Origin of the sequence: Sulfobacillus thermosulfidooxidans, assembly GCF_001280565.1 — a bacterium.
Classification (GTDB): domain Bacteria; phylum Bacillota; class Sulfobacillia; order Sulfobacillales; family Sulfobacillaceae; genus Sulfobacillus; species Sulfobacillus thermosulfidooxidans_A.
Map to the genome: position 1 here is coordinate 2,041,929 of NZ_LGRO01000001.1, position 21,774 is coordinate 2,063,702.

The 21,774-nt window shown below is 49.4% G+C and carries 19 protein-coding genes; 6 read left to right on the forward strand and 13 right to left on the reverse strand.

Going from position 1 to position 21,774, the window contains the following annotated elements:
- Positions 1-3: 3 nt before the first annotated feature.
- From purR to AOA63_RS10095, 6 genes are all read right to left on the reverse strand, one after another.
- Positions 4-831, reverse strand: coding sequence for a pur operon repressor (gene purR / locus AOA63_RS10070; protein WP_053959576.1), 828 nt, complete (start codon positions 829-831; stop codon positions 4-6).
- A gap of 204 nt (positions 832-1,035) precedes the next feature.
- Positions 1,036-1,881: a molybdenum cofactor guanylyltransferase gene (gene mobA / locus AOA63_RS10075; RefSeq protein WP_053959577.1), complete on the reverse strand. Its 846-nt coding sequence runs from the start codon at positions 1,879-1,881 to the stop codon at positions 1,036-1,038.
- Positions 1,882-1,990: 109 nt separating this feature from the next.
- A complete protein-coding gene (gene ispE / locus AOA63_RS10080; protein ID WP_053959578.1) occupies positions 1,991-2,959 on the reverse strand; it encodes a 4-(cytidine 5'-diphospho)-2-C-methyl-D-erythritol kinase in 969 nt (322 codons plus the stop codon).
- A gap of 19 nt (positions 2,960-2,978) precedes the next feature.
- Positions 2,979-5,615, reverse strand: a complete 2,637-nt coding sequence (gene cphA, locus AOA63_RS10085; RefSeq protein WP_053959579.1) for a cyanophycin synthetase — start codon at positions 5,613-5,615, stop codon at positions 2,979-2,981.
- Positions 5,605-6,435, reverse strand: a complete 831-nt coding sequence (locus AOA63_RS10090) for a cyanophycinase (protein ID WP_053959580.1) — start codon at positions 6,433-6,435, stop codon at positions 5,605-5,607. Before AOA63_RS10090 ends, cphA begins: the two co-directional genes overlap by 11 nt.
- A 126-nt stretch (positions 6,436-6,561) precedes the next feature.
- Positions 6,562-6,825, reverse strand: a complete 264-nt coding sequence (locus AOA63_RS10095) for a Veg family protein (RefSeq protein ID WP_020374290.1) — start codon at positions 6,823-6,825, stop codon at positions 6,562-6,564.
- A 127-nt stretch (positions 6,826-6,952) separates the two neighbouring features.
- On the opposite strand from AOA63_RS10095, the gene AOA63_RS10100 reads away from it, so the two are divergent.
- From AOA63_RS10100 to AOA63_RS10110, 3 genes are all read left to right on the forward strand, one after another.
- Positions 6,953-7,201 carry a hypothetical protein gene (locus AOA63_RS10100; RefSeq protein WP_053959581.1) on the forward strand — a complete coding sequence of 83 codons (249 nt, stop codon included), beginning with the start codon at positions 6,953-6,955 and terminating at the stop codon, positions 7,199-7,201.
- On the forward strand, positions 7,194-7,454 hold the full coding sequence (gene pqqD, locus AOA63_RS10105; RefSeq protein ID WP_053959582.1) for a pyrroloquinoline quinone biosynthesis peptide chaperone PqqD: 261 nt from the start codon (positions 7,194-7,196) through the stop codon (positions 7,452-7,454). The genes AOA63_RS10100 and pqqD overlap by 8 nt, the downstream gene beginning before the upstream one ends.
- 293 nt (positions 7,455-7,747) lie before the next feature.
- Complete coding sequence (locus tag AOA63_RS10110) at positions 7,748-8,296, forward strand: CPBP family glutamic-type intramembrane protease (RefSeq protein ID WP_139061560.1); 549 nt, start codon at positions 7,748-7,750, stop codon at positions 8,294-8,296.
- Positions 8,297-8,321: 25 nt separating this feature from the next.
- Here AOA63_RS10110 and purB read toward each other — a convergent pair whose 3' ends face one another.
- The 6 genes from purB to metG form a co-directional block, all read right to left on the reverse strand.
- Positions 8,322-9,692 (reverse strand): adenylosuccinate lyase, encoded by a 1,371-nt coding sequence (gene purB / locus AOA63_RS10115; RefSeq protein WP_053959584.1) that lies wholly within the window; start codon positions 9,690-9,692, stop codon positions 8,322-8,324.
- A 372-nt stretch (positions 9,693-10,064) separates the two neighbouring features.
- Complete coding sequence (locus tag AOA63_RS10120; RefSeq protein ID WP_020374289.1) at positions 10,065-10,535, reverse strand: ribonuclease H-like YkuK family protein; 471 nt, start codon at positions 10,533-10,535, stop codon at positions 10,065-10,067.
- An 11-nt stretch (positions 10,536-10,546) separates the two neighbouring features.
- Complete coding sequence (gene rsmA, locus AOA63_RS10125) at positions 10,547-11,350, reverse strand: 16S rRNA (adenine(1518)-N(6)/adenine(1519)-N(6))-dimethyltransferase RsmA (protein WP_139061561.1); 804 nt, start codon at positions 11,348-11,350, stop codon at positions 10,547-10,549.
- Between the two features lie 81 nt (positions 11,351-11,431).
- Positions 11,432-12,415 carry a 3D domain-containing protein gene (locus tag AOA63_RS10130; protein ID WP_053959586.1) on the reverse strand — a complete coding sequence of 328 codons (984 nt, stop codon included), beginning with the start codon at positions 12,413-12,415 and terminating at the stop codon, positions 11,432-11,434.
- A 107-nt stretch (positions 12,416-12,522) separates the two neighbouring features.
- A complete protein-coding gene (locus tag AOA63_RS10135; protein WP_053959587.1) occupies positions 12,523-13,296 on the reverse strand; it encodes a TatD family hydrolase in 774 nt (257 codons plus the stop codon).
- Entirely contained in the window at positions 13,293-15,278 is a 1,986-nt protein-coding gene (metG, locus tag AOA63_RS10140) for a methionine--tRNA ligase (protein WP_053959588.1), read from the reverse strand. The genes AOA63_RS10135 and metG overlap by 4 nt, the downstream gene beginning before the upstream one ends.
- A gap of 757 nt (positions 15,279-16,035) precedes the next feature.
- Here metG and AOA63_RS10145 point away from each other — a divergent pair.
- Both AOA63_RS10145 and AOA63_RS10150 read left to right on the forward strand, forming a co-directional pair.
- Complete coding sequence (locus AOA63_RS10145; RefSeq protein WP_053959589.1) at positions 16,036-16,929, forward strand: glycosyltransferase family 2 protein; 894 nt, start codon at positions 16,036-16,038, stop codon at positions 16,927-16,929.
- 272 nt (positions 16,930-17,201) lie between these two features.
- On the forward strand, positions 17,202-19,055 hold the full coding sequence (locus AOA63_RS10150; protein ID WP_053959590.1) for an ATP-binding protein: 1,854 nt from the start codon (positions 17,202-17,204) through the stop codon (positions 19,053-19,055).
- On the opposite strand, the gene AOA63_RS10155 is transcribed toward AOA63_RS10150, so the two are convergent.
- On the reverse strand, positions 19,052-19,732 hold the full coding sequence (locus AOA63_RS10155; protein WP_082343885.1) for a LuxR C-terminal-related transcriptional regulator: 681 nt from the start codon (positions 19,730-19,732) through the stop codon (positions 19,052-19,054). The genes AOA63_RS10150 and AOA63_RS10155 overlap by 4 nt on opposite strands.
- Positions 19,733-20,085: 353 nt before the next feature.
- Here AOA63_RS10155 and AOA63_RS10165 point away from each other — a divergent pair, with 353 nt between their 5' ends.
- On the forward strand, positions 20,086-21,624 hold the full coding sequence (locus tag AOA63_RS10165) for a hypothetical protein (RefSeq protein ID WP_053959593.1): 1,539 nt from the start codon (positions 20,086-20,088) through the stop codon (positions 21,622-21,624).
- Positions 21,625-21,774 lie beyond the last annotated feature (150 nt).

Consider the following 21,774-nt stretch of genomic DNA (forward strand, 5'->3'; position numbering starts at 1 on the left):
TCTTTAGTGCTCCTCTCTCATTTCGCATAGCGCATTGGCCCATTCACTCGGCACCACACGAGACGGGGCATTTTCTTGCCACTCTAATAAACTCCAAAACTTGTCAACCAGTTTATTCGCCGGCTCGCGTGTCGCCACTAACACCCCGACGCCAACCACCGTGGCTCCAAATTCTCCTAGGAGATCCGATGCCGCCCGTGCCGTACCTCCAGCCTTCATAAAGTCATCAACAAACAATACCGAACTCCCCGGCTTTAACGCGCGCCGGCTCAAGGACATCGACTGAATTCGCCGGGATGAACCGGATAAATAGTTTATTGATAAAGCCGACCCTTCCGAAAGTCGGCTATCGCGCCGGATTAACACCACCTCTGTGCCTAAGGCTCGAGCACAAGCCATGGCCAAAGGAATCCCTTTCGTTTCCACTGTGGCCACGGAATCAACATGGAGTTTGTTAAATGGCGCGGCCAACAATTCTCCCAACGGATCCACCATCGCCGGATCAAATAATAAGTCGGTCATGTAAAGAAAACCATCCGCGGTTAACCGCTCGGGTTCCATTAAACGCTCGGCCCATTTGTGCAAGGAATTTTTGGCCCGCTTCCGGTCCAAACTAGGCAAATATATGACACCGCCTTGCACGCCGACTTGGGTCATCACCCGTCCCCGCCCGGAACTTTCTAAAATGCCCTTTACAAACATCAGATCTTCCGACAACGTCGATTTCGCTACGTGCAATATGCCACTCAATTCCGTTAAACTCAGCTGAATCCGCGGATGATCAAGCAAATAGCTGGTCAGCACAATGAGTCGTTTGTACCGCTCGCGCATGCGGCTTGGCGATTTAATGTCCGTGGTGTTCCCTCCTTCCCTTCGCCTTTGGCCTTTGGTCCTTCGGGCCCTTTTGTTCCTGCTTTTCTTGTTTTATCCTTCTTGTGTTTCTGCCTGCTTGCCACAGAACTTGTTGGGCCTGTTCTAACTGGCCCTTTTTGATGACGACGGCTATGGATGACATAAAGCAAGCCCTATCATGATTCATGGCACGAGGAAGGAGGTCTGATCGGTTTGGCTCAGCCATTTGTCAGCCAAAACCCAGTCTTCGGGTTTATCAACATCAACCCCCACTTCCGGATAACCAAATATCAAAGCTTTGCCTTCCACGCCCAGCAATGTTTTCATCCGGCGTTCCGCATCCACAATCCGAAGACTTCCCATGAGCCAACGCATCAAGATCATGAGGCCAATATCTGAGGCCAGGCGCATCGGCGATTTGCGGTGACTGAGCAAATCGCGCAGAGTCCGATGACTTTTGATCACGGCGTCTTTATTGACCATTAACAGGTTTCCGCCCGTAAATGTGCCATCTTTTAACCGTACATACGTCCGGTGGGTATCGGGAAATTTCGCTTCAACCACAGATTTTTCAATCACTGGATAGACGACATCGTAACGGGGATCGGCTTGATCCAAAAAAGCATTGACGATATAACCTGTCAATAAAGGGATATCCGCCGTGGCAATGAGTACGCTAGATTCGTCCACAGCGTTTAACCCGCTTAAGACATTCTCCAGCATATCCGGATGGACATCAGCCCAAATCACATCGTGTAAACCTAAATGGGGTGGACCGACAACGATTATGGGACTTACACGGCCGGAATTACGCAAGGCGTCCACGACATACTCGACCATGGGACGACCTTGCAATAAAATTTCAGCTTCCCACTCTTTATCTGAGATCGTGCGTAATTTACCGTCATTGTGCTGACCCGCCAGCACGATCGCTGGACGTTGGTTCAAGGGATCCATCAACCTTTCCTCATGCTGTTTTCCTTCATCTTGCGGCTCTTCCAATTTTTTCTCTTGCAGATGCCGCCCCATCGGGTTTATAGACACCACTTGGGAATTGTAGTCATCTTACCGCATAAAGAGAACTCTTCACCACAGCTTTGCGCCTTAAACAATTTTTCTCCGGTATCCCCTGAATATTTTAGGTATTTTCGCACATTTCAGGTCCTCCAAACTCTGCTACGGCAATGTGGCTGATCCCTGAAATGCGCTGTTTTTGCAACCGTTGTTGTAAGGCCAACGCTTCATCTTCATCACGCAACAAGGTAAAATATGTGGATCCGCTCCCAGTCAAAAACCACGGCTTCGCAGTGAAGCGGATTAAAGTCTCTTTCAGGGATTGTAAGGCGGGATTCACTATCCATGCCGCAGGTTCCAAGGCGTTAAATAGGTTACCGGGTAATATTCCCTGGCGCAATGTCTCCACAATCTCCTCTAAGGTATACGGCGCGCGATATGCCACAGCCTGCGCGTCAAAAGCCTCATAGACGCGCGCGGTGGATAACCCGAAGCGCGGGCTCACCAAGAGAACATGCCAATGACGAAGAGGAAGGAGATATTCCAGTTCTTCTCCGTAACCGCTGGCTTTCGCGGTTCCACCCTGAACGAGAAATGGCACATCCATTCCTAATACCGCGGCCTCTTTTGTTGATAGAGGCCGGGACATAAACTGCCCTGCCCAACGCAATATGCTCGCGGCATCGGCACTCCCACCGCCCAGTCCCGCTCCCACAGGAATATACTTCAGTACGCGAATGTGCACTGTAGGAATCGTTTTATCAATGCTTCGGACAAGTCTATAAGCCTTGGTCACCAAATTGTCCTGAACGCGCAAGGACAACGGAAAACTCAAGGAAGATCCGGGGCCTTTTAGCATATCTACATGATAAGCACTCGCCCGTCGAATCTCGATCTGGTCTGAGAACTGGATCGTCTGCATCAGTGAGCGTACAGGATGATAGCCTCGTGCATCACGAGGCTCCACCCATAATCCTAAGTTAATTTTGGCACAGGCTTTTAGGCGCCATGTATCAGGTTGCGTGAAAATCCCTCCTGGGCTGTACTGCGAGTATCTTACACCAAAGCGCCAGGGAGCTAAAGATGTTGGCAATAGGCCATTTTTGGGGAATTTAGGAAACGTCCTCGGTATTCTTCACAGGCCGAAGCACACTGAACACAGCATCCTTAACCGTTTGATAGTTTTCAAACAATACCACCACCAAACTCTGCGGGGGTGCCGTGTCCACGGCATGAATGACTGCGTGTCGTTCTTGGGGAACAGTCATGAGGTGCTCTGGATTAAATCCGATGTGTTCAAGGGTATGGACCATGAAGTCGGTCATTTCTCCGGGTTTTCGGCCCCGAAGATCCGCATCTTCCCGAATCACAATGTCATCGGAAAATGCTGCAGCTGCCTTGATGGCTTGTTCCAAATCTTGATTGCGTCTATCTCCCGGTAATCCCAGCACCGTACGCACATGCCCATATCGCAGACGTTTCACCACTGTCCCTAGGGCTTCCAGCGCGGGAGCATTGTGCGCGTAATCTAGTAACACATCCACTTTCTCACCAGGGATCATCTCTAAGCGCCCGGGATTGTCTTTTTCTTCCACCGCAAATTGACTTAAACTCTTGCCCACAAAAGCCGGATCAAGGCCCATGGCAATGGCCGCTGCAGCTGCCGCCATCGCGTTTTTGACATTGATTTCCGCCCGACCCTGCCAACTTGCTGGAAGCACCCGGTTTCCAATAATCCGGCGCATCCCCTCTTGATCGCGGTAGACAAGATATCCATGGTTGAGGATAACCGCCCCATGGCCTTCCGCGACTTGTTCGGCAATAAAAGTGTGATCTTTACTTGTCGAAAACCAAATGATGCGGTTGTTCGTTCGTTGAGCCATTTTCATCACGTAGGGATCATCGGCATTCAATACCACGATGCCCCCAGGTCGAACGACATCGACCAGTAACGCTTTGAGATGTGTCAAATCCTCTAAGGTATCAATCCCGTCTTGTCCCAAATGATCTGGTCCAATATTGGTCACCACAGCCACGTCGAGATCGGAAAATCCTAAACCGTGACGGGCCATCCCGCCCCGGGCCGTTTCTAATATGGCGACCTCTACTGTAGGATCCCCTAAGATGACTTGAGCCGACCACGGACCTGTTAAGTCCCCGGACTGCACCAGACGATTCCCAATCATAATGCCTCCTGTCGACGTCATTCCCACGACCCGACCAGTCTGCCGCCAAATATGCGCCAGCATGCGTGTTACCGTCGTTTTCCCATTGGTCCCCGTAATCGCGCACACCGGAATACGCCCGTTATGATGGGGAAATAAGTGCTGAATAATGGCTTCACCAACTGGCCGGCTTTGGCCGTGGGAGGGATAGACATGCATACGAAGTCCTGGGGCGGCATTGACTTCAATCACCATGCCACCCCCGCTCCTAAGATCCTGGCTCAAATTGGGTGTGACAATATCGATGCCCGCAATATCTAGCCCAATAATTTGTGCAGTCCTTACCATATCCCAGGCTAAAGCCTCAGAAACGTCATCACTCACATCCACCGCTTCGCCCCCACTGGAGAGATTGGCACTTTCTCGAAGCCAAACTTTCTGTCCTTGATCCGGAATACTATGAAGGGTTAAATGTTGGTGGTTCAGTGCCATCACGGTTCCTTGATCCCGGAGAATTGGGCTTAACGGCAACGTGTGATGAAGTCCGCGTAAGGGATTTCGGTTTTCTTGCTCTATCAATTGATCGATGCTGTGGATCCCGTCTCCTATTACTGACGGCGGCTGCCGCAAGCTAGCAGCAACCACTTGATTTCCAACCACCAAAATCCGGTAGGGTTTTCCTTGGACCTGTTCTTCGATCATAATGGCGTCATCACCGCTGTGATCGATAGCCCACGCAAAGGCCCGGGACAATTCACTAGCATCTTGGACGTTCAGGCTGACGCCTTGACCTTGATGTCCGCGTACGGGTTTCACCACTACCGGATAGCCCAGTTCCTTTGCGGCCTCTATGGCATCATCGTAGTTGTTCACGGTTCGACCCCTGGGCACCATAATGCCATGACGTTGCAATAACTTCTTGGTTAACTCTTTATCCTGGCAAATATCTACCGCAATAGTCGACGTCTCATCAGTCACGGCCGCCATAATGCGTTTTTGGTGGACCCCTTGACCTAAACGCACCATATTCTCACTCGTGAGCCGCCATACCGGAATGCCCCGGGCCTTAGCCGCATCAACAATGGCCCGGGTAGAAGGGCCCAAATGATGTTCACGAATGTGATCGAGAAGGACAGACAAAGTATTTGACCATGCCGGGATCATGTCCTGATCCCATAACGCCTTTACCCACCGGCTAGCCGCTTGCAACGCCAATCGGCCACCTGCTTCGGTCTGGCTTTCAAAAACAATTCGCACACTGTCTTGTCCCGGAATTTCTCGGGTTTTGCCATAATGGCCCTCTTCGCCGGCTAAATACAAAACTTCCAGGGCCACATGTTCCATCACATGCCCTAAATAGGTGCCTTGTTGAAGGCGTGTCACAAATCCCCCAGGAACTCCCAAAGAACACACATGATCGTGCAGACCTGGTAATAGAGTTAAAATCCGGGAAACAAAATCTTGCCGTTCACACGTCGGAGTGGATCCATAAACTCCCAGACGCACAATGGCTTCATAGGCACTATGCAAGGTATGGCGATTGGGTCCTGGATAAAATCGCTCGGATGTGATATCAATATTCACCGTTATCCTCCTCCTCGACACGTATCGGCTGCCGAGTTTTCAAATGAAATCCGTAACCTTTGGACAATACATGCAAGGTCACATGGGTTAGGCTCAGTGGTTGGCCCAGGTGGGTATTGTGGACGTTGGTTTCGCCAATACTGCGCCCGTCAACGAGGCTCACGGTCTGCGATCCCCAGACTTCCAACCACTCCCGGTCTTGATCCACAAAAATCGCCGTATCCTCGTCAATGCCCACCCCTAACACACCGGGATTTTGCGCTAATGCGGCCAAAAGCCGTCCTAGACGCCCGCGCTGGGTAAAATGTTGATCCACCACCGTATGCGGCCACAGTCCCATTCCCGTTGCTAAACGAACAGAACTTCTTGTCGGAATATCGTCCTGGTCACCTTCCACGATCATCGTCGTCGACATCATGGCAGCTCCCGCAGAGGTACCGGCAATGATGAGACCTTCACGAAAAGCCTGATGCAGAGCTAGATCAAAAACGGTGCCCCCTAAAAGACTGGTAATCCGTAATTGATCGCCACCCGCAAAAAAGAGAGCCCCGAGCTCTGTCACGCGCTGATACCAAAAAGGTGCATTGGCCTCGACACGTGATTCAATAATGACAGGCTCGACGCGAACCATCCCGATTTCTTCAAAAGCGTGTTGATATGTACGAAAGACCTGTTCTTCCAGTTGTGATGCCGTGGTCACCACCCCCACAGCATCTTCACGGCGGCGTTTTTGAATGAGCTTCACAAACTGCAAAAGGATTTCCGGTGTTCTAGTCTTATCTTCTTTTCCGCCAATAATAACAAGCGGGCCGATGTCCATTGCCTCCTGTTCCACAAAACTCGTGTTGGGTATTACATAAAGAAAAAGAACGCCCTAAGGCGTTCTCAGTGTGTTCGGATATGCATCGTTTTATACGAAAAAGGTCTCCCATGGAGACCAACGTGATTAATTCGACAGAGATTCAGGAAGGATAAGCTCAACCGTTTCAGTTAGCACGTCGGTATAAGAATACGAGACGCGCCGTTCGCTTTTCTCGGAAAGGTGTTCTTCTTCAATTTTGACGACAAAAATATGGGGATACGTTTTTTCCAGAATACCTTCTTTTTCGTCAACCTTTTTCCGACCTTTATTGGCTTTCAGTCGAATTTTCTCTCCGACGTGGGATTCGAGTTCTTTTTTTATATCCTCGAGGATACTTTTAGCGGCCACACGCTCACTTCCTTCCTCAGCTGATGAAGGGCAACGTATAAAGGTTAGCATTTATTTCTATAGGTGTCAAGTTAAAGACATTTATTCTACCAAGTCCATGAAGATCTGGTCAATACTATTTTTCTAAATGTTTTTAGCCTTGCACGGCTACACCAACCCGTCGCTCAAGTGGACCTATCGTAAGCTCGAACGATATGCGGAAGAGCACCACCAGCCGGAGGCGTTGGACCGCTACTTACGCGTCCAGTCTCTCCCCTTCCCACAGTCCGACCTCGACCACTTTGTGGCCGACGTGATGAATTACTGCGAAGCGTTGAACGTAGCCGTTCAAAACCACTTACAGGACTTACAACTGGAGGGAGGTCAGCATGGATAACGTGATTTTCAAGAAGAACCCCTTTGTACGGCATCAGGCCATCAACGGCGTCGTCCATTTAGTGCTCCAGTATGACATGTTCAAGCTCAATGACGTGGGCACCCGCATCTGGGAATGCATTGATGGAACGCGCAATGTGGCCGGGATTGTCGACATGGTGCAGCGGGAATACCCGGATGCGAGTGACGTGGCGGACGACGTCTATGCCTTTGTGGCCGACCTGCAAAAGAACCAACTCATTGCGCCGGCGTAGATCGACTGGGTTCCGCGGTTTGGCTGGGGAAGGGTCAGGGTTCCGAAGGCAGGAGAGGAAGGGGGTGATCAAATGTACCGTAAGCCAACCCTGACAAAGGTTAATGTCCCATCTGGGGCGACGATAAAGGTCTAAGACTAGCTAGTAAGTGTCATTGTCATTTGGCCCTTCCCCGGCCAAACTCTGGAAGCGTGGAGGCGGGCATGTCGTATATAGCATATGCATTATTATTCGTCGTTGTCCAATTCGTCTCAAATAGGATCTTCACGTACAGAGGGATCCCGCGAAGGGACTTGATTCGTCGCGTCACAATCTATATGCCGCTGTTGGCGCCGATTCTATGGAAGGGCATCCCTCCGTTGGCGTGGTTCGTCACCCCATTGGCCTATGTGCTCGCGATTGGTGCGTCGCTGCTTGGCTTGGCGATACAAATTCGCAATATTATGCCGTTTTTCGATCGCGCCGTGGCGTTGCTGCTTCGCCCCATGCCAAAAAGCGATATGTTGTGGGCGGAATACTCGGTAATCGGAAGCGCTGTCTTGGAAGAAGTTTTCTATAGATTTGGGGTTCCTAAGTCTGATACCCTTATTGGATTAGTTCTCTCAGCCGGATTGTTTTCCATTCCTCATGCCATAAACCGCCAAACCCGGAAATCCATGACTTGGAAGTCCTATGTCACACTCGGAGTTCTCGGCGGTTCTTGGTTCGCGACGACCACGATTAGTCATAGTCTCCTACCGGCTATCTTGGGACATCTAGTGTATAACTCCCCAAAGAGCATATCCTTGGCATGGCGGTATCGTGTTAGGAAATCAAGCGAAATCCAGAACGCCAGCGTTTAACCGAATGTTGATACCACTCTGTCTTTTAGTCGCCGTCGATAGGGCCTAGGGCCTTTGCCAGTTCGTCTGCCAATCCCGTGTAGTCATGAGGCGCTAGAACAAGCAATCTATCCCGCTCCTCGGCGCTGATGGGTGCCTCACAGATAACCCCTTTGAGATCGTCTGCCGTAACGGCGATACCCCTGGTGAGTGTCTTCAATAGCTCGTACGGACGCGCCACACCCTCTTTTCGCATCACCGTCTGGATCGCTTCGGCCAGAATATTCCAGTTGGCCTCTAGATCTTCGGCCAAGCGGCCCTCGTTGATGGACAAATCACCCAGTCCCTTGCCACAAAATTGAAGGGCAATATAGGAATGCCCAATCGCGACGCCGATATTTCGTAATGCTGACGAATCGCTCAAATCGCGTTGCATTCGAGAGATTGGCAACTTAGTTGCTAAAAAATTCAACACGGCATTGCTGAATAGAAAATTCGCTTCGGCGTTTTCGAAATGGATCGGATTGACTTTATGGGGCATCGTTGACGATCCCACATGATCAGGATCCGCCGATTGCTGAAAGTACCCCTTAGAAATGTACAGCCAGATATCTCGACAAAAATTTGTGGCAATCGTGTTAAACCGCACCAGCGTATGGAAGAGCTCTGCCATATAGTCGTGAGGCTCAATTTGGGTGGTGAGGGGATTATACTTAAGGCCCAGACTTTCCACAAACGTTCGAGCCACCTCTGGCCACGGCACGTGTGGATAGGCCACCCAGTGGGCGTTAAAGTTACCGACCGCGCCATTGAATTTCCCCATATACTGAAATTTCTCGATGGCCAAAAGCTGTCGATTCCAACGATAGACAAACACGGCCAATTCCTTTCCCACGGTGGTGGGGCTGGCGGGCTGACCATGCGTGTGCGACAGCATTGCAACACCACTTGCTTGCTGAGCATCTCGGGCGACCCTGCCAACAAGGTGCGCGGCTTCTTTCTGCCAAATGGCGATACCTTGCCGCAACATCAGCGCATAGGCGAGATTGTTAATGTCTTCTGACGTACATCCAAAATGAACGAATTCCTCCAATGGCGCCAAGGTAGTTGCTCGTATCCGCTCTTTGAGGTAGTACTCCACTGCCTTGACGTCGTGTTGCATATGGTTCTCGATTTCCTTAATGCGGCGGGCGGATTCATCTCCAAAACTGGCTAGAAGATCTTCGAGGAACCCTCGTTCTTCTCTGGTAAGAGGGCGAACCTCGGGCATCCACGGTGATTCGGACATAAAAATGAACCAGCGAATTTCTATTTCGAGCCGGAATTTTATGAGAGCCCATTCAGAAAAGACTTCGGTGAGGGGCCGGGTGTTCTCCCCATAACGACCATCTAGCGGAGAAATTGCCTTGAGTGACATAATTCCAGCTCCTTTTCGCCAGTGCAAAGCAACCAATAGCGCACACCTAGATATACACCATAACATGTTTGACCACACAATGTATTTTGTCAAGAGGAACTCCAGGACTAACATTTTGCGGTCTCTCGCACCAAAATTGAGACGGGACCAAATAACGGATCAGCTTAATTGGACCTTACATGAAACGACAAAACCCAATATCCATCAGAATCATACCAGCCATCTCATCCAGGAATAGATGTTTTCCGCACACCAAAAAAGCGGCTGAACAATCCCAGTTCACAACAGGGTCATTTGGTCACCCGCTTTTCTAAAAAACGCAAGCGAGATTGGTGGTCACTAAAAGTCTCCGCAACAAAGACTGTGCCCAGCTTATTTCGTATACTTGTCAGCAACTTTGGAGGCTCCAAAAGAAAATGGTTTAATCGCAGCATGGTATCCGCTTCCGGTAACCATCCCCACGATTTCTCGAATTAAATCTTTGGTCTCTCCTTGCTGCCCCACGTCAATGTGGATTTCCACATCCAAATCAGGATGCCCTGATTTTTGTAGAAGGTCTGTCAATTGGGCCGCCACGTTTAAACTTAATGACGTCTCATACATAATCTTTTGCCGCAAACTTTTGATAGCTCGACGCTGGGATTTGCTAAAAAAGTATCGTCCCCCTTTTCCGAGACGATGAATGACCACAGCCGTGACAAAAATGGTTTCATGGCGCGTATGCGAATCCGATCCAATAATCAGTTTATAGCGTGCATTCGGGGCTTCAGAGATATATCCAAGAATCTCACCAAACATACTTTCGATCGTTAACCGTCCTTTGGAAGGACTTTCGAAAAGCATGCTCAATCACCTCACTTTTTCGCCGCTAGCCTGGCTAATTGAATCCATTCCGACCACGATAACGCCTCGGCCCGTTTTGCCGGATCAATGCCTCCTTCAGTCAAAATTCTTGCCCACTGTTGCGAATTCCATGACGAGCCTGGAGCCTTGGCTAATGACTGCCGGATCATCTTGCGCCTATGCAAAAACGCCGCGCGTACCACCCGTTGAAGGGACTCAAAGGGAATCGCCGGGGACGGGATTCGTGTTAATTGTATCACAAATGAATCAACTTCCGGTGGGGGATAAAATTGGTGCCGGGAGACTTCGCCTAAGGCGCGAATATCCGCGACATAACGCAATAACACGCTAAGCGCAGATGTCTCTCGTTGTCCGGGTTCCGCTAATAAGCGGACAGCGACCTCTTTTTGGACCATGAAGACGGCTTGTTGCCATGATGATGCATCTTCAAACAGTTTAGCCAAAAGTGGCGAGGTAATGTAATAGGGGAGATTCCCGCAAATGCTCCAGGATCCTCCCCGTTCATCGGCTAACGATTGCCAAGAAATGCCTAAGGCGTCCTGCTCTAGAACCGTTAGCGATTTAGGATACTCAGAAGCCAGCGTCGAGGAGAGCCAATTCACCCAGGTTGGATCCACTTCAATCGCGACGACCGTGAGTCCCCGTTCCAATAGCGCCCGTGTCAGTCCGCCAGGGCCCGGACCAATTTCTAGAACCCAGTCCGGCTGCGCCTTCAGAGTAGCATCCGCGATCAGATCAAACTGCTCTGGAGCAATTAAAAAGTTTTGACCTAAATGTTTGTCTGGTCGTGCCATAACCGTTGCGAGCACCCGCTGTAGTCCCAAAACGGTTCTAGGATCAATAAAATCTGCCGTGTGAACTGACACCTGCCTTAATTAATTACCAAGAATATACACCGTTAATGGTCGTACGCCCCACTCAATAGCCTGACTTTGATCATTAAAACACAAGTCAATGCGGTTTCCCACAATGGCGGAACCTGTATCTTCAGCCACTGCATAGCCATATCCGGGGATATATAGATGGGTCCCTAAAGGAATCACAGCCGGATCTACTGCAACAATCCCATAATGTGCGGCTGTTCCCATGGCCGTTAACCCGGTAGACCACGCCGGATTCGGCCAATATCCCGTGCTGACCATATAGAGTTCCCCTGTGATGGGCAAAGCTTGCCCATTCACCGTTAAAGGTTGAGCAGTTCCATAGGCTATAACTTCTGGTGAGGGGGATTTCATGATTTTCTTGGCAACAACCTTGCCAGTAAGGGGAGAACCATCTTGTACGAGGTATTGAATGGTTGTGGATTCTACACCCTGCTGTCCATTTTGAAGGACTTGGTGCCGTCCTTTAATAAGATTCGGATCAGGACGATAGGTAACAGTAAAAGGCAAACTTGACGTAATCGTTTTCTTGACCAACCACTGGCGAATGACATCGACGGTGCTTCCTGGAGCAATGGAAGCGGTGAGCGGTGGTCTGACTTTGTCTAATGGACCGAGTTTGATGCCTAGGGCCGACAAAATACTGCCGACATGATAATCTGTGGTCCAATACTTGAAATGTCGATGTGCGGTGCGCACCCATACAGGTACAGCTTCCCGAATGGAAATCGACGCATTCCCATTTTTCTCAACGACATGCACTTTATCCCGGGGACTTAACGGAATATGAGCTTGAGCTAATATGTTCCGAACCTTCGTTTTAAACGTCCATAATTTGATCGATCGATTACCTGTTGGGCTGAAAACATTGATACTTACTGGGCGATAATGTGTGCTAGCCAGCCCCGTGCCAATGGCTGTAGCGGCTAAGGCTCCAAATAACCATGGCCGTACCGCTTTTAGAGTCCATGTAGCCAAAAGCTGTCCTCCTTTATAATTCTGTTTTGCTCTTCGGCGAGAGTTCACTGATGCCTCATCAGTGCTCTTCCGCTACCATTCGCCTCCATATCTTCCAAAAACTGTTATTATCGTCCTAAAACGCGAAACACAAAGAATATATTCGACGTAGTGGCTTCAAATACCTGCTGTGTCGAAAAATTTTTTTGAGCCGCGACCACTTCGGCCACGCGAATGACTCGTAGCGGCTCATTCCGGCGCCCTCTCCACGGCACCGGGGACAAATATGGTGAATCGGTTTCAATGAGAAGGCGGTCCATTGGAACCCATTTAACAATATCCCGTAACCCATGGGCACTCTTGAAAGAAATCGGTCCGGCAAAAGACAAATAAAAGCCTAATTCCAACAGCGCCTGGGCAAATTCCTGACTTCCCGTGAAACAGTGCAAAACGCCTTGAACGCCCCGCAGATCGCGCAAGACCGCCAATGTGTCTTCTTCTGCTTCCCGGGAATGAACGACAATGGGCAAATTAAATGTTCGAGCGAGTTCCGCTTGCTCCCGAAATACCGCGATTTGAACATCTTTAGGACTATTCATGTAATGATAGTCGAGGCCAATTTCGCCTATGCCAATGACCCGGTGTTCGGTAACCCAGGCTTTAAGTTGTTCTTTGTCGGCATCCGAAAAGGTTTTGGCATCATGCGGATGCACACCAATAAGGGCCCATGCCGCCTCATGGGCCTGGGCAAAACGGATCGCCTGTTCCGAGGACGGCATATCATAACCGGGGATAATCATCCCCAAGCGTTGCTCACGCGCCCGCTGATAAACCTCCTCCCGATCCGCGTCGAATGCAGGATCCTGAAGATGACAATGTGAGTCAAATCCTAGCAGGTTCACTTGACCCGTGCCCCTTCAGGCAATTTAGCGACGGGCGCAACAAGGCTTAATTGCCCATTATCGGATCCTGCCAACAACATTCCTTCACTCATAATGCCCCGCAATTTCACTGGTTTTAAATTGGCCACCAAAACCACTTGTTGTCCAATCAGCTGCTCGGGATTGTAATGCGCCCGAATCCCAGAGACAATCGTTCGTTCCCGCACACCATCAAATACGGTCAGTTTCAACAAACGATCCGCGTTGGGTACCACTTCCGCGTGCACAATGGTCCCTACCCGCAAATCAATCTTTTGAAATTCTTCAATGGTTATTTCATTGACCTGTTCAAGATCATTGTGAGAATCCTGAGCGGTCAAACCCGTGACACGTGGTGATGCTGACACAACGCGTCCTGCCTCCTTATCTTCCGCTGTCTCACCAGATAGCTCTAAGCGCGGGAACAGCGGATCTCCCCGGTTAATCCGTTCACCGCCCTGAAGCTGGCCAAAAATGGCTTCTTGGTATGAAACTACTGGTTGCGTGAGCCCCAGTTGCTGCCGGATCTTTTGCGGCGTTTCAATCAAAAATGGCGTTAATAAGACAGAAACGATGCGCAACGTCTCTGCCAAATTATACAGCACATTGTCAAGATCTTCTTTCTTGGCCGGATCCTTGGCCAAGTTCCAGGGAGCCCGGTCTTCAATATATTTATTCGCGGCATGAATCAAACGGTAGATTTGGGTTAAGGCGTCGGAAATCAGAAGTTGTTGCATGGCCTTGTCCACTTCATCAAAAATCTCCGCAGCCAATCTTGCTAAGGTTCGATCGATCTCTTGGGGTGATGGATGGAGCTCGGGAATTTTCCCTTGGGCGAACCGGTTAATCATCGCCGTGGTCCGGCTCAGCAAGTTTCCTAAATCATTCGCTAAATCCACATTAATCCGCAGTCTTAAGGCATCTTCGGTATAACTGCCATCGGCTCCAAAGGGCACTTCCCGCAAAAGATAATAACGCACGGCATCGACCCCGTACTTCTTGGTTAAAGTAATGGGATCAACCGCATTACCGCGGGATTTAGACATTTTCGTGTCCCCAATCAGCAACCACCCGTGCCCAAAGACCCTTTCGGGCAAGGGCAAATTGAGCGCCATGAGAATAATAGGCCAGATAATCGTATGAAACCGCACAATTTCCTTACCAACTAATTGAACATTGGGCGGCCAGGTCCTAGCAAACTTATCGGGATCATCTAGATAGCCAGCAGCCGTCAAATAATTGACTAGGGCATCAAACCAAACATAAATCACGTGGTCCGGATCATGAGGCACAGGAACGCCCCAACTCATCCCCGTCCGAGAAATCGACAGGTCTTCTAGTCCACTTTCAAGGAAACTCAGCATTTCGTTGCGGCGGCTAGTAGGTTGAATAAAATCGGGATGGGAAAGAATATATTCAATCATCCGGTCCTGGTAGCGACTCATTTTGAAGAAATAACTATCTTGTTGAACCCGCTCCACCGGCCGTCCACAATCCGGACACTTTCCATCGACCAATTTCGATTCAGTCCAAAATGTTTCGTCAGGAAGACAATACCATCCTTCATAGGTCCCTTTATATATGTCGCCTTGGGCTAACAATTGCTCAAACACCTTTTGGACAACCTCGGCATGATCGGGATCGGTCGTGCGAATAAAGCGATCATAGGAAATGCCTAAAGTTTTCCACAAAGGATCACGAATAAAACTAACAATGCCGTCGACGAATTCTTTTGGTGTTTTTCCAGCTTCCTTTGCCTTTTGCGCAATTTTTTGCCCGTGCTCATCTGTGCCGGTGACAAACCAAACTGGCTCTCCCTTTAACCGATGAAAGCGGGCCAACGCATCCGCTGCCACCGTCGTGTAAGCGTGACCAATATGCAAATTATCACTGGGATAATAGATGGGTGTTGTTAAATACCATACTTTCTGCGCTGTTGATGCCTGGTTCTCACCTGACGTCATGATGCACACCTTCCTCACCTGTATTTCACGCGTTTTCCATAAAAAAATGCCCCACTGTCAAGGGGCGGACAATTGCCGCGGTACCACCCTTGTTCACCATAGGGCCTCTTTGGTCCGCTAACGGAGACACCGGGAGCACTACTCAAATTTCGCACTCCTGCTCAAGGGCCATAGCTCGAATCCATCCGGCTGATCTCCCACCCTCATCAGCTCGCTATTATCGGAGTCAGGATGCGAACGCTCCCTCTCGTTGCAAGTTCTTAGATTATAGACCACTTTTTTTCCGCCGTCAAAATGGCGATTTGACTCGTAAAAAATCCTTGAAATCTCTTCGTTGCCTCAGAAAAAAGTGCTCGGAAGAGGAGTGCGGTGATGGCAAAGCGAAAAACTCGGCATCAAATCCATGCAGTTTTTGTGACCCTGTGACCTTATCCGAAGGCGAGGTGGTTCTTAGTAAATCCCAGATCTCATGGCCACGCAGGAAACCCGAATAATCCTGTCTTCTTCCCTAGATTTAAACCTCTTGCAGGTTAAACTATCCTTCCCTGGTACTCCAAGCCCGTCAAACGATCCTTGGGCTTGCGGTTCACAATCGTCATGACCACCACACGAAGACACAACCACTATGAAGAATTCTGTCGAGATGCTCTCCGAGACAGAACCTGCGACCCCGGCTGGGACTGCTCTAAGCCCCGTCCGATGCTAGCGTAATGCCTAAGCGAATGGTTTTAGGATTTCAGGAAAGAAAGGGATACGGATGAAAGCTTCCTCAAGTCAAAGAAATCGAAGAAGTCGCCATACCTCCAAGTGCCCCACCATTTCGGTCGTCATTCCCGCGAAAAACGAAGCCCGCCTAATCGCTCAGACGATGATGACGGTGGCCGAAATCCTTGGGGACGCAGGTTATGCCTTTGAAATCATTGTGGTCGACGATATGTCGAGTGATGATACCGTTTTGCGTGCTCAGTGGGCTCGCCAGCAAATGTCTTCCATTTCCTGCCGGATTATTTCGACACACAAGTCATTAGGTAAAGGTCATGCCATTGCGAAGGGCTTTGCGGTAAGCACTGGGGATCTCGTGGCTTTCATTGACGCGGATCTCGAATATCCCCCTCAATCTTTGCCCATTATGGCATCCTTATTGGAAACCTACCAACATGGCTGTGCGATTGCCTACCGCATAGAGGATAAACGCCCATGGTTTGAGCGGATCACCTCAAAAGCGGCTCACCAATTAGCGACATTAGCTCTGCATCTTCCCGTTTCGGATACCCAAGCCGGACTGAAAATGTTTCCCGGGTGGTTTGCCCGCCAACATTTATCGCATCCCCGTCAAACCGGATGGCTGTATGATATCGAAACCTTGTTAACCGCTCAACGTCACGGGCTCCGTATTATTCAAATTCCTGTGACCCAACAAAGCCTGCGCAAAAGACGCGCAGGCGTGTGGCAAATGCTCGCGTGCGCCATTCCGCTGACACAATTAGCCTGGACTCACTGGCGTCAGTCATGGCTATCAAAAGCTCCATTTGGACGGCCGCAAAGCCCCGCCTCTTATATGTCTCATAAGCGGAGGTCTTGGCCACTCGCCGTACCATCCAGGCCGCCGCTTTTGACCGTAGACACTTCTGACGATTCCCATTCTCATTAAACCTGTTATATAAAGTGGTGTGTTTTCACATCCTTTCAGTCCCCGCTGGCACAAGCAATTATTCCCCTGCCGTGGGGTCTCTTGCATAACAGAGACAAGACGATGCGGTCGGAAACCATAACACAAACGCCAGACGATGATTGCCAGATTATTGAGACGATAATTGAGACAATTCTGAGACACGGACTAAAGCATTTTGAATTATTGTAAATCTGCCTCGTTACGATAATGACTCGTTAGCACTAATTCACTTGAATAGGAGGTGTGCGGCCATGATGGAGCCGTCTTTAACCGTGGCATCCCCCATGTCACCTAGTTCCCTGTTAGGTCGCCATGAAGAGTGGGCCCTTCTCAATACGCTGACGGATTTCTCGCATCCCAAACGTCCTATCGTATATCTCTTTGGACCTTCCGGATCCGGCAAATCTCATGTTGCTGAACAATTCTTTGAATATCAAAGACATTGTGGGAAGCGTGCATTATATTCCCAGGCGCGTTTAATCGGCCAAAATGAACAAGATATCACCCGCTACGTACAACAAGTATTTGAATTTGAACCCGCCGACAAGAAATGCGAATGGTCGCAATTGGCCTTTAAAGCACGAGACTTGATTTGGATTATTGATGACTATGATGAATGGCGCCGTCATCAATTATGGTTTTGGCCCGTGTTAACCGATATGCGTCATTTGGGCGCCTGCATTGTCTTAACAGGCAAAGAGGCTCCCCAAAGACTTTGGGCCGGTCAATCGGAGCATGTGCTCGAAACTCTCCCGTTAGCAGACTTTGATAAAGAAACCATGTTGGAGATTTGTCGCCAATTTGAATTGCATGATCCGGATCTCGTATCCGAAGCCATGGCCATTTCGCGGGGACGCCCTCGCCTCTTATATGCTATGGCCCAAGGCATTAAATTAGTCAAAGACATGCTTCCTCCGGAAAGTCACTTAAATGCTAACCTTTTCCACACCCAGCTGCCCATGTTTCTGATCGAACAGGTGTGTCACCCGGGCTCGCGTCGCATGAGATGGCGAGCTGGGCAAGGCAGCCATCAGTCCTTTGATCTTCTCATGGCTGCCGCATCTTTGACACCCATTTTTACCCGTGAGTTACTAAATCAGTTAATTGGGCACAACGCGGTTAATGAATCATGGGATGAGTTCACAAACTCCCCGTTTTTGGATGTCTTTCAAGGCGGATATTTTGGCTTATATAAAGGGCTGCGCCAACGAATTCGTCACGCCACACAACAAGCGCGTCCTTGGATTTGGGAACAATGGACACGGAAAACGGCACACTATTTCATCAATCTTGTCGAAACCACAGAAAATTCCTTTCCCTTCGTTTGGGAACAACTCGTTGGTCTTATTCGCTGGAAACTGGGCCATTCAGCCTTCGAAGTGGACACCTGGCAAGAACAGGAATGGCAGATTATCCATGAGTCAGACTTAAACACGCAGGAAAATACGGAATCCTTTTCCGTCATTGATGAGCAAAAAAGACGTTTAGGAACCCTTACATTTTTCCGCAGTCATCCGGAGCCTAAGCTCGTTATCACGGGCATCGTCAGCCATGACAATAACATGGCGGTCCCGTTCATGTTGTTTAGTCACGTGATTAAACATTCGGTGCAGTATCCTAAAATAGTATGGGCGTTAACACCGCAACATCCCATGACCTCATCTTTTCACGCACTTTTGCACTATCTTGGTTTTATCGACCACGCAGATGGATCGCAGATTCTCGACTACAGTCAAGGGAGTGTCATCCCGTGGTTGCAAAGAATTCTACGTTCACCTCAAGGAGAGCCTCTCGAAGATCCGGTGCAAACTGTTCAAAATGCCTTGCAAGTTTTGTCTTCAGATATAGCATTAAATGAAACCAATCTCTCGCGCTATTGGCAAAGCATTGCTCACAAAGGAACGTTACGGACCTGGTTTCTTGACGCCCTGTCTTCCGCCGACTTGGGCTCTAATATTGGCGGACGCACTTTGTTAGTGCTGTATTACTTAAAGAAACAGGGCACTCACGAAGAACTCGCTGAACATCTACACTTGTCACGCGCCACGTATTTTCGTAATCACCGCACCGCTTTAGAAAAATTGTCGGCTGCTTTGTTCGATTAGCTTAAGGGGGAAGGGGGTGGCTTTAAATATTGCCCCAAGGTTCGATCCGTCAAATCGGCCAACGCCCGCTCTCGCGCTTGCCCGAGGACTTCCTCCGCCGTGGATTGGGTATCGCCCGATCCCCATCCAATGGCACAAGGGCTAACCACCCCCCGTATCCGAGAAAGAACATCATGAATTTTTTTTACCGTAACCCAAGGCAAGAAAATTACCCATTCATGGGGAACCCATTGGATGACCAAATCATCATGCCGCAAATACGCTATCAAATCCACATCAGAGAATGGGCTAAGCGCATGTTCCCCGCATTGTTGGTGGTCTGGCATTCGGGCAGACATATCAATAATATATAAACAGGACCAGGCACCTTGGACGCGATGGTGTAATCTTTGAATAGCTCGGCGAATCTGACGTTCCCCGATGGTACGCGGCAATATCGTAGGGCGATCACCACTCTGCGGCACCACAGAAGGTGACCCTCCAACAAAAGTCATACGCTCGACTTCTGACATTTTCCGAAAGATGTCTTGCCAATACCAGGAAATCCTTGTCGGAGACAGATTCATTGTCTTCGAAATGGCGTCAAAATCATATCCCTCGCTCAGCAACCGCAGTAGCGTTCGCTCTTGGTTGTCCAACAATATATCTCTAGTGCCTCTTTTCCGGCGTTTCCCCATATGCGACTCACCCCGAAAAACAATTCGTTACTTCAGACTACCAACCCCTGCTAACCTAGTCAGTGTCAGTTGTTGTCTCACGTTCTGGCTCCTTGGACCATTACCAGCCCGAACGAAATTTTCCTGTGTTGCCGGACATCGGAACCCTATCAAGAAAACGGCATCACAAAACTGTTGCCTGGTCTCTTTTTTCGGCTCTTCTGATAGATACGTGCGATCATTGTCTGGTGGGGTAAACAAGAAGGAAAAGAGAATTATCATCCCCCCTAAAAATTCTGTTGACAGCTCACACCAATTTCTGAATGATATATGAGTAATTTGATAGGAATTATAGTATAGGAGGAGTGGACACCGTGATTGCCCTATTATTTGGATATATGGGGTTTCTCGTGTTATTGGGAAGACAAAGGACGGCCACAAGTGTGCAAGCTTTTCGCAGCGGGAATCACCAATTGGGGTTTTGGACCATTCTTATCATGGTGACTGCGTTGTGGTCCTCTTCCCTGATTGTAGTGGAAATCGATACCGCCTATCAGTACGGAATCAGTGCTCTATGGTATGGCGTCAGCGTAGCCCTCATGTCTGTTCTTGTTTCTTTGCTAATGCCTTGGTTCCACCGTTATGCTTATATTTCTAATAGTGATTTGTTAGGCCGTGCTTTTGGTCGAGGCGTTCGCCGTTTAAGCGGGATAGTGATTGGGGGGACCTTCCCCATTTTCGCGTTATCTAATGCGCTTGCCGCCGCAATTTTTCTGCAAACTGCCTTGTCTTGGCCATTATGGCTTAGCTTAAGTGTCACCACCTTATTATTAATTGTCACTATCCAATTTGCTGGGATACTGTCTCTTGCTCAAACGCAGGGATTTAATTTGTTTATGGTGATGGTCGGCATCGTTTATGCCGTCCATACCTTGGATCAGCCGTTTCCTCATCCTTTAGCCAGTATGCCCTCACAATATTGGCATCTATGGGGCGTCGGCCACGGAATTATCGCCGTCTGGTTTGGCATGAACATTTTAAACGTTGTTTGTGCGCAAGCAGAAATTCAAACGCTTGCCGCTGCCCGCCATATTCGCCATGCCAGATGGGCAACATGGCTATCCACGATCTGGCTTTTGGTCATCATCGCGGTCAGCACCTGGCTTGGCGTGATGACCCGTCTTTTGACACCGGATCCACATATGGATGGACTCGAGGCTTTCTTCCACATTGTATTGGCCCACAGTTCCCCTTTTTGGGTGGCTATTTTGGGGATGGCCATGTGGTCTTTGGCTATCATGTGGTGTGGGCCCCTGTTATTTTCTGGTGCCATTAGTGTGACTCAAGATGTGATAGGGCAATCCCACAGCCTGCCTTGGCTACGACTAGGACTCATCGTGGAAGGTATCATCATGGTCTTATATGGCCTGTGGCGCCCAGACCAACTGGCTTGGTGGCGTGTGTTCGGTTTAACGCTGCGTAATGCGGCCGTCGTCGGTCCCACGTTAGTCGTGCTCCTGTGGAAAGACACCTTTCCAGCTAAAGCCGTTCTTCTCGCTATCGCCAGTGGCATTGCTACGGGTCTTGGATTAAATGCCCTCACTGGATTTTCCGCCACTCACTTTGTCTGGGGCATAAATCCCATGTGGTCTGCGGCAACAGTAACCTTGGTGGTGCTTGCTACCGCGCGACTTCTTCATCAACGCCAACGCTTAGGAGCAATCTCCGGTCTCAGCCTGTGGGCATTTTTATCCATATTGTTGATAGGTTATGGTTCGCCTAAAAATATTTTGGGAATTCTGCTCTTAGCTATGGGCTTATTGTTTGTAGGGTATGCCTGGTTATTAACCCGCGATCGTGTTGCCTATGGCGTAAAGATTAACTCCTTGTCACGATCAGTACAATCCGACTAACTTCACGAACCCAATAAAAGTTCCATTTGACTTTTTTGTTCTGTTGGATTTACTGGCATTTGAAGATTCATTTGTCATGAGACATTCATAGAGCTAGCAATGCGAGGCCGGATGAGAGTGGCAACATGCCATCTGCTTCAATCATGGGTG

Bases quoted from the DNA above. Each gene is read 5' to 3' on its own strand.
- purR (WP_053959576.1), bottom strand. From the start codon at position 831: ATGCGCGAGCGGTACAAACGACTCATTGTGCTGACCAGCTATTTGCTT.
- mobA (WP_053959577.1), bottom strand. From the start codon at position 1,881: ATGGGGCGGCATCTGCAAGAGAAAAAATTGGAAGAGCCGCAAGATGAA.
- AOA63_RS10090 (WP_053959580.1), bottom strand. From the start codon at position 6,435: ATGGACATCGGCCCGCTTGTTATTATTGGCGGAAAAGAAGATAAGACT.
- AOA63_RS10100 (WP_053959581.1), top strand. From the start codon at position 6,953: ATGTTTTTAGCCTTGCACGGCTACACCAACCCGTCGCTCAAGTGGACC.
- pqqD (WP_053959582.1), top strand. From the start codon at position 7,194: ATGGATAACGTGATTTTCAAGAAGAACCCCTTTGTACGGCATCAGGCC.
- purB (WP_053959584.1), bottom strand. From the start codon at position 9,692: ATGTCACTCAAGGCAATTTCTCCGCTAGATGGTCGTTATGGGGAGAAC.
- AOA63_RS10120 (WP_020374289.1), bottom strand. From the start codon at position 10,535: ATGCTTTTCGAAAGTCCTTCCAAAGGACGGTTAACGATCGAAAGTATG.
- rsmA (WP_139061561.1), bottom strand. From the start codon at position 11,350: ATGGCACGACCAGACAAACATTTAGGTCAAAACTTTTTAATTGCTCCA.
- metG (WP_053959588.1), bottom strand. From the start codon at position 15,278: ATGACGTCAGGTGAGAACCAGGCATCAACAGCGCAGAAAGTATGGTAT.
- AOA63_RS10145 (WP_053959589.1), top strand. From the start codon at position 16,036: ATGAAAGCTTCCTCAAGTCAAAGAAATCGAAGAAGTCGCCATACCTCC.
- AOA63_RS10150 (WP_053959590.1), top strand. From the start codon at position 17,202: ATGATGGAGCCGTCTTTAACCGTGGCATCCCCCATGTCACCTAGTTCC.
- AOA63_RS10155 (WP_082343885.1), bottom strand. From the start codon at position 19,732: ATGGGGAAACGCCGGAAAAGAGGCACTAGAGATATATTGTTGGACAAC.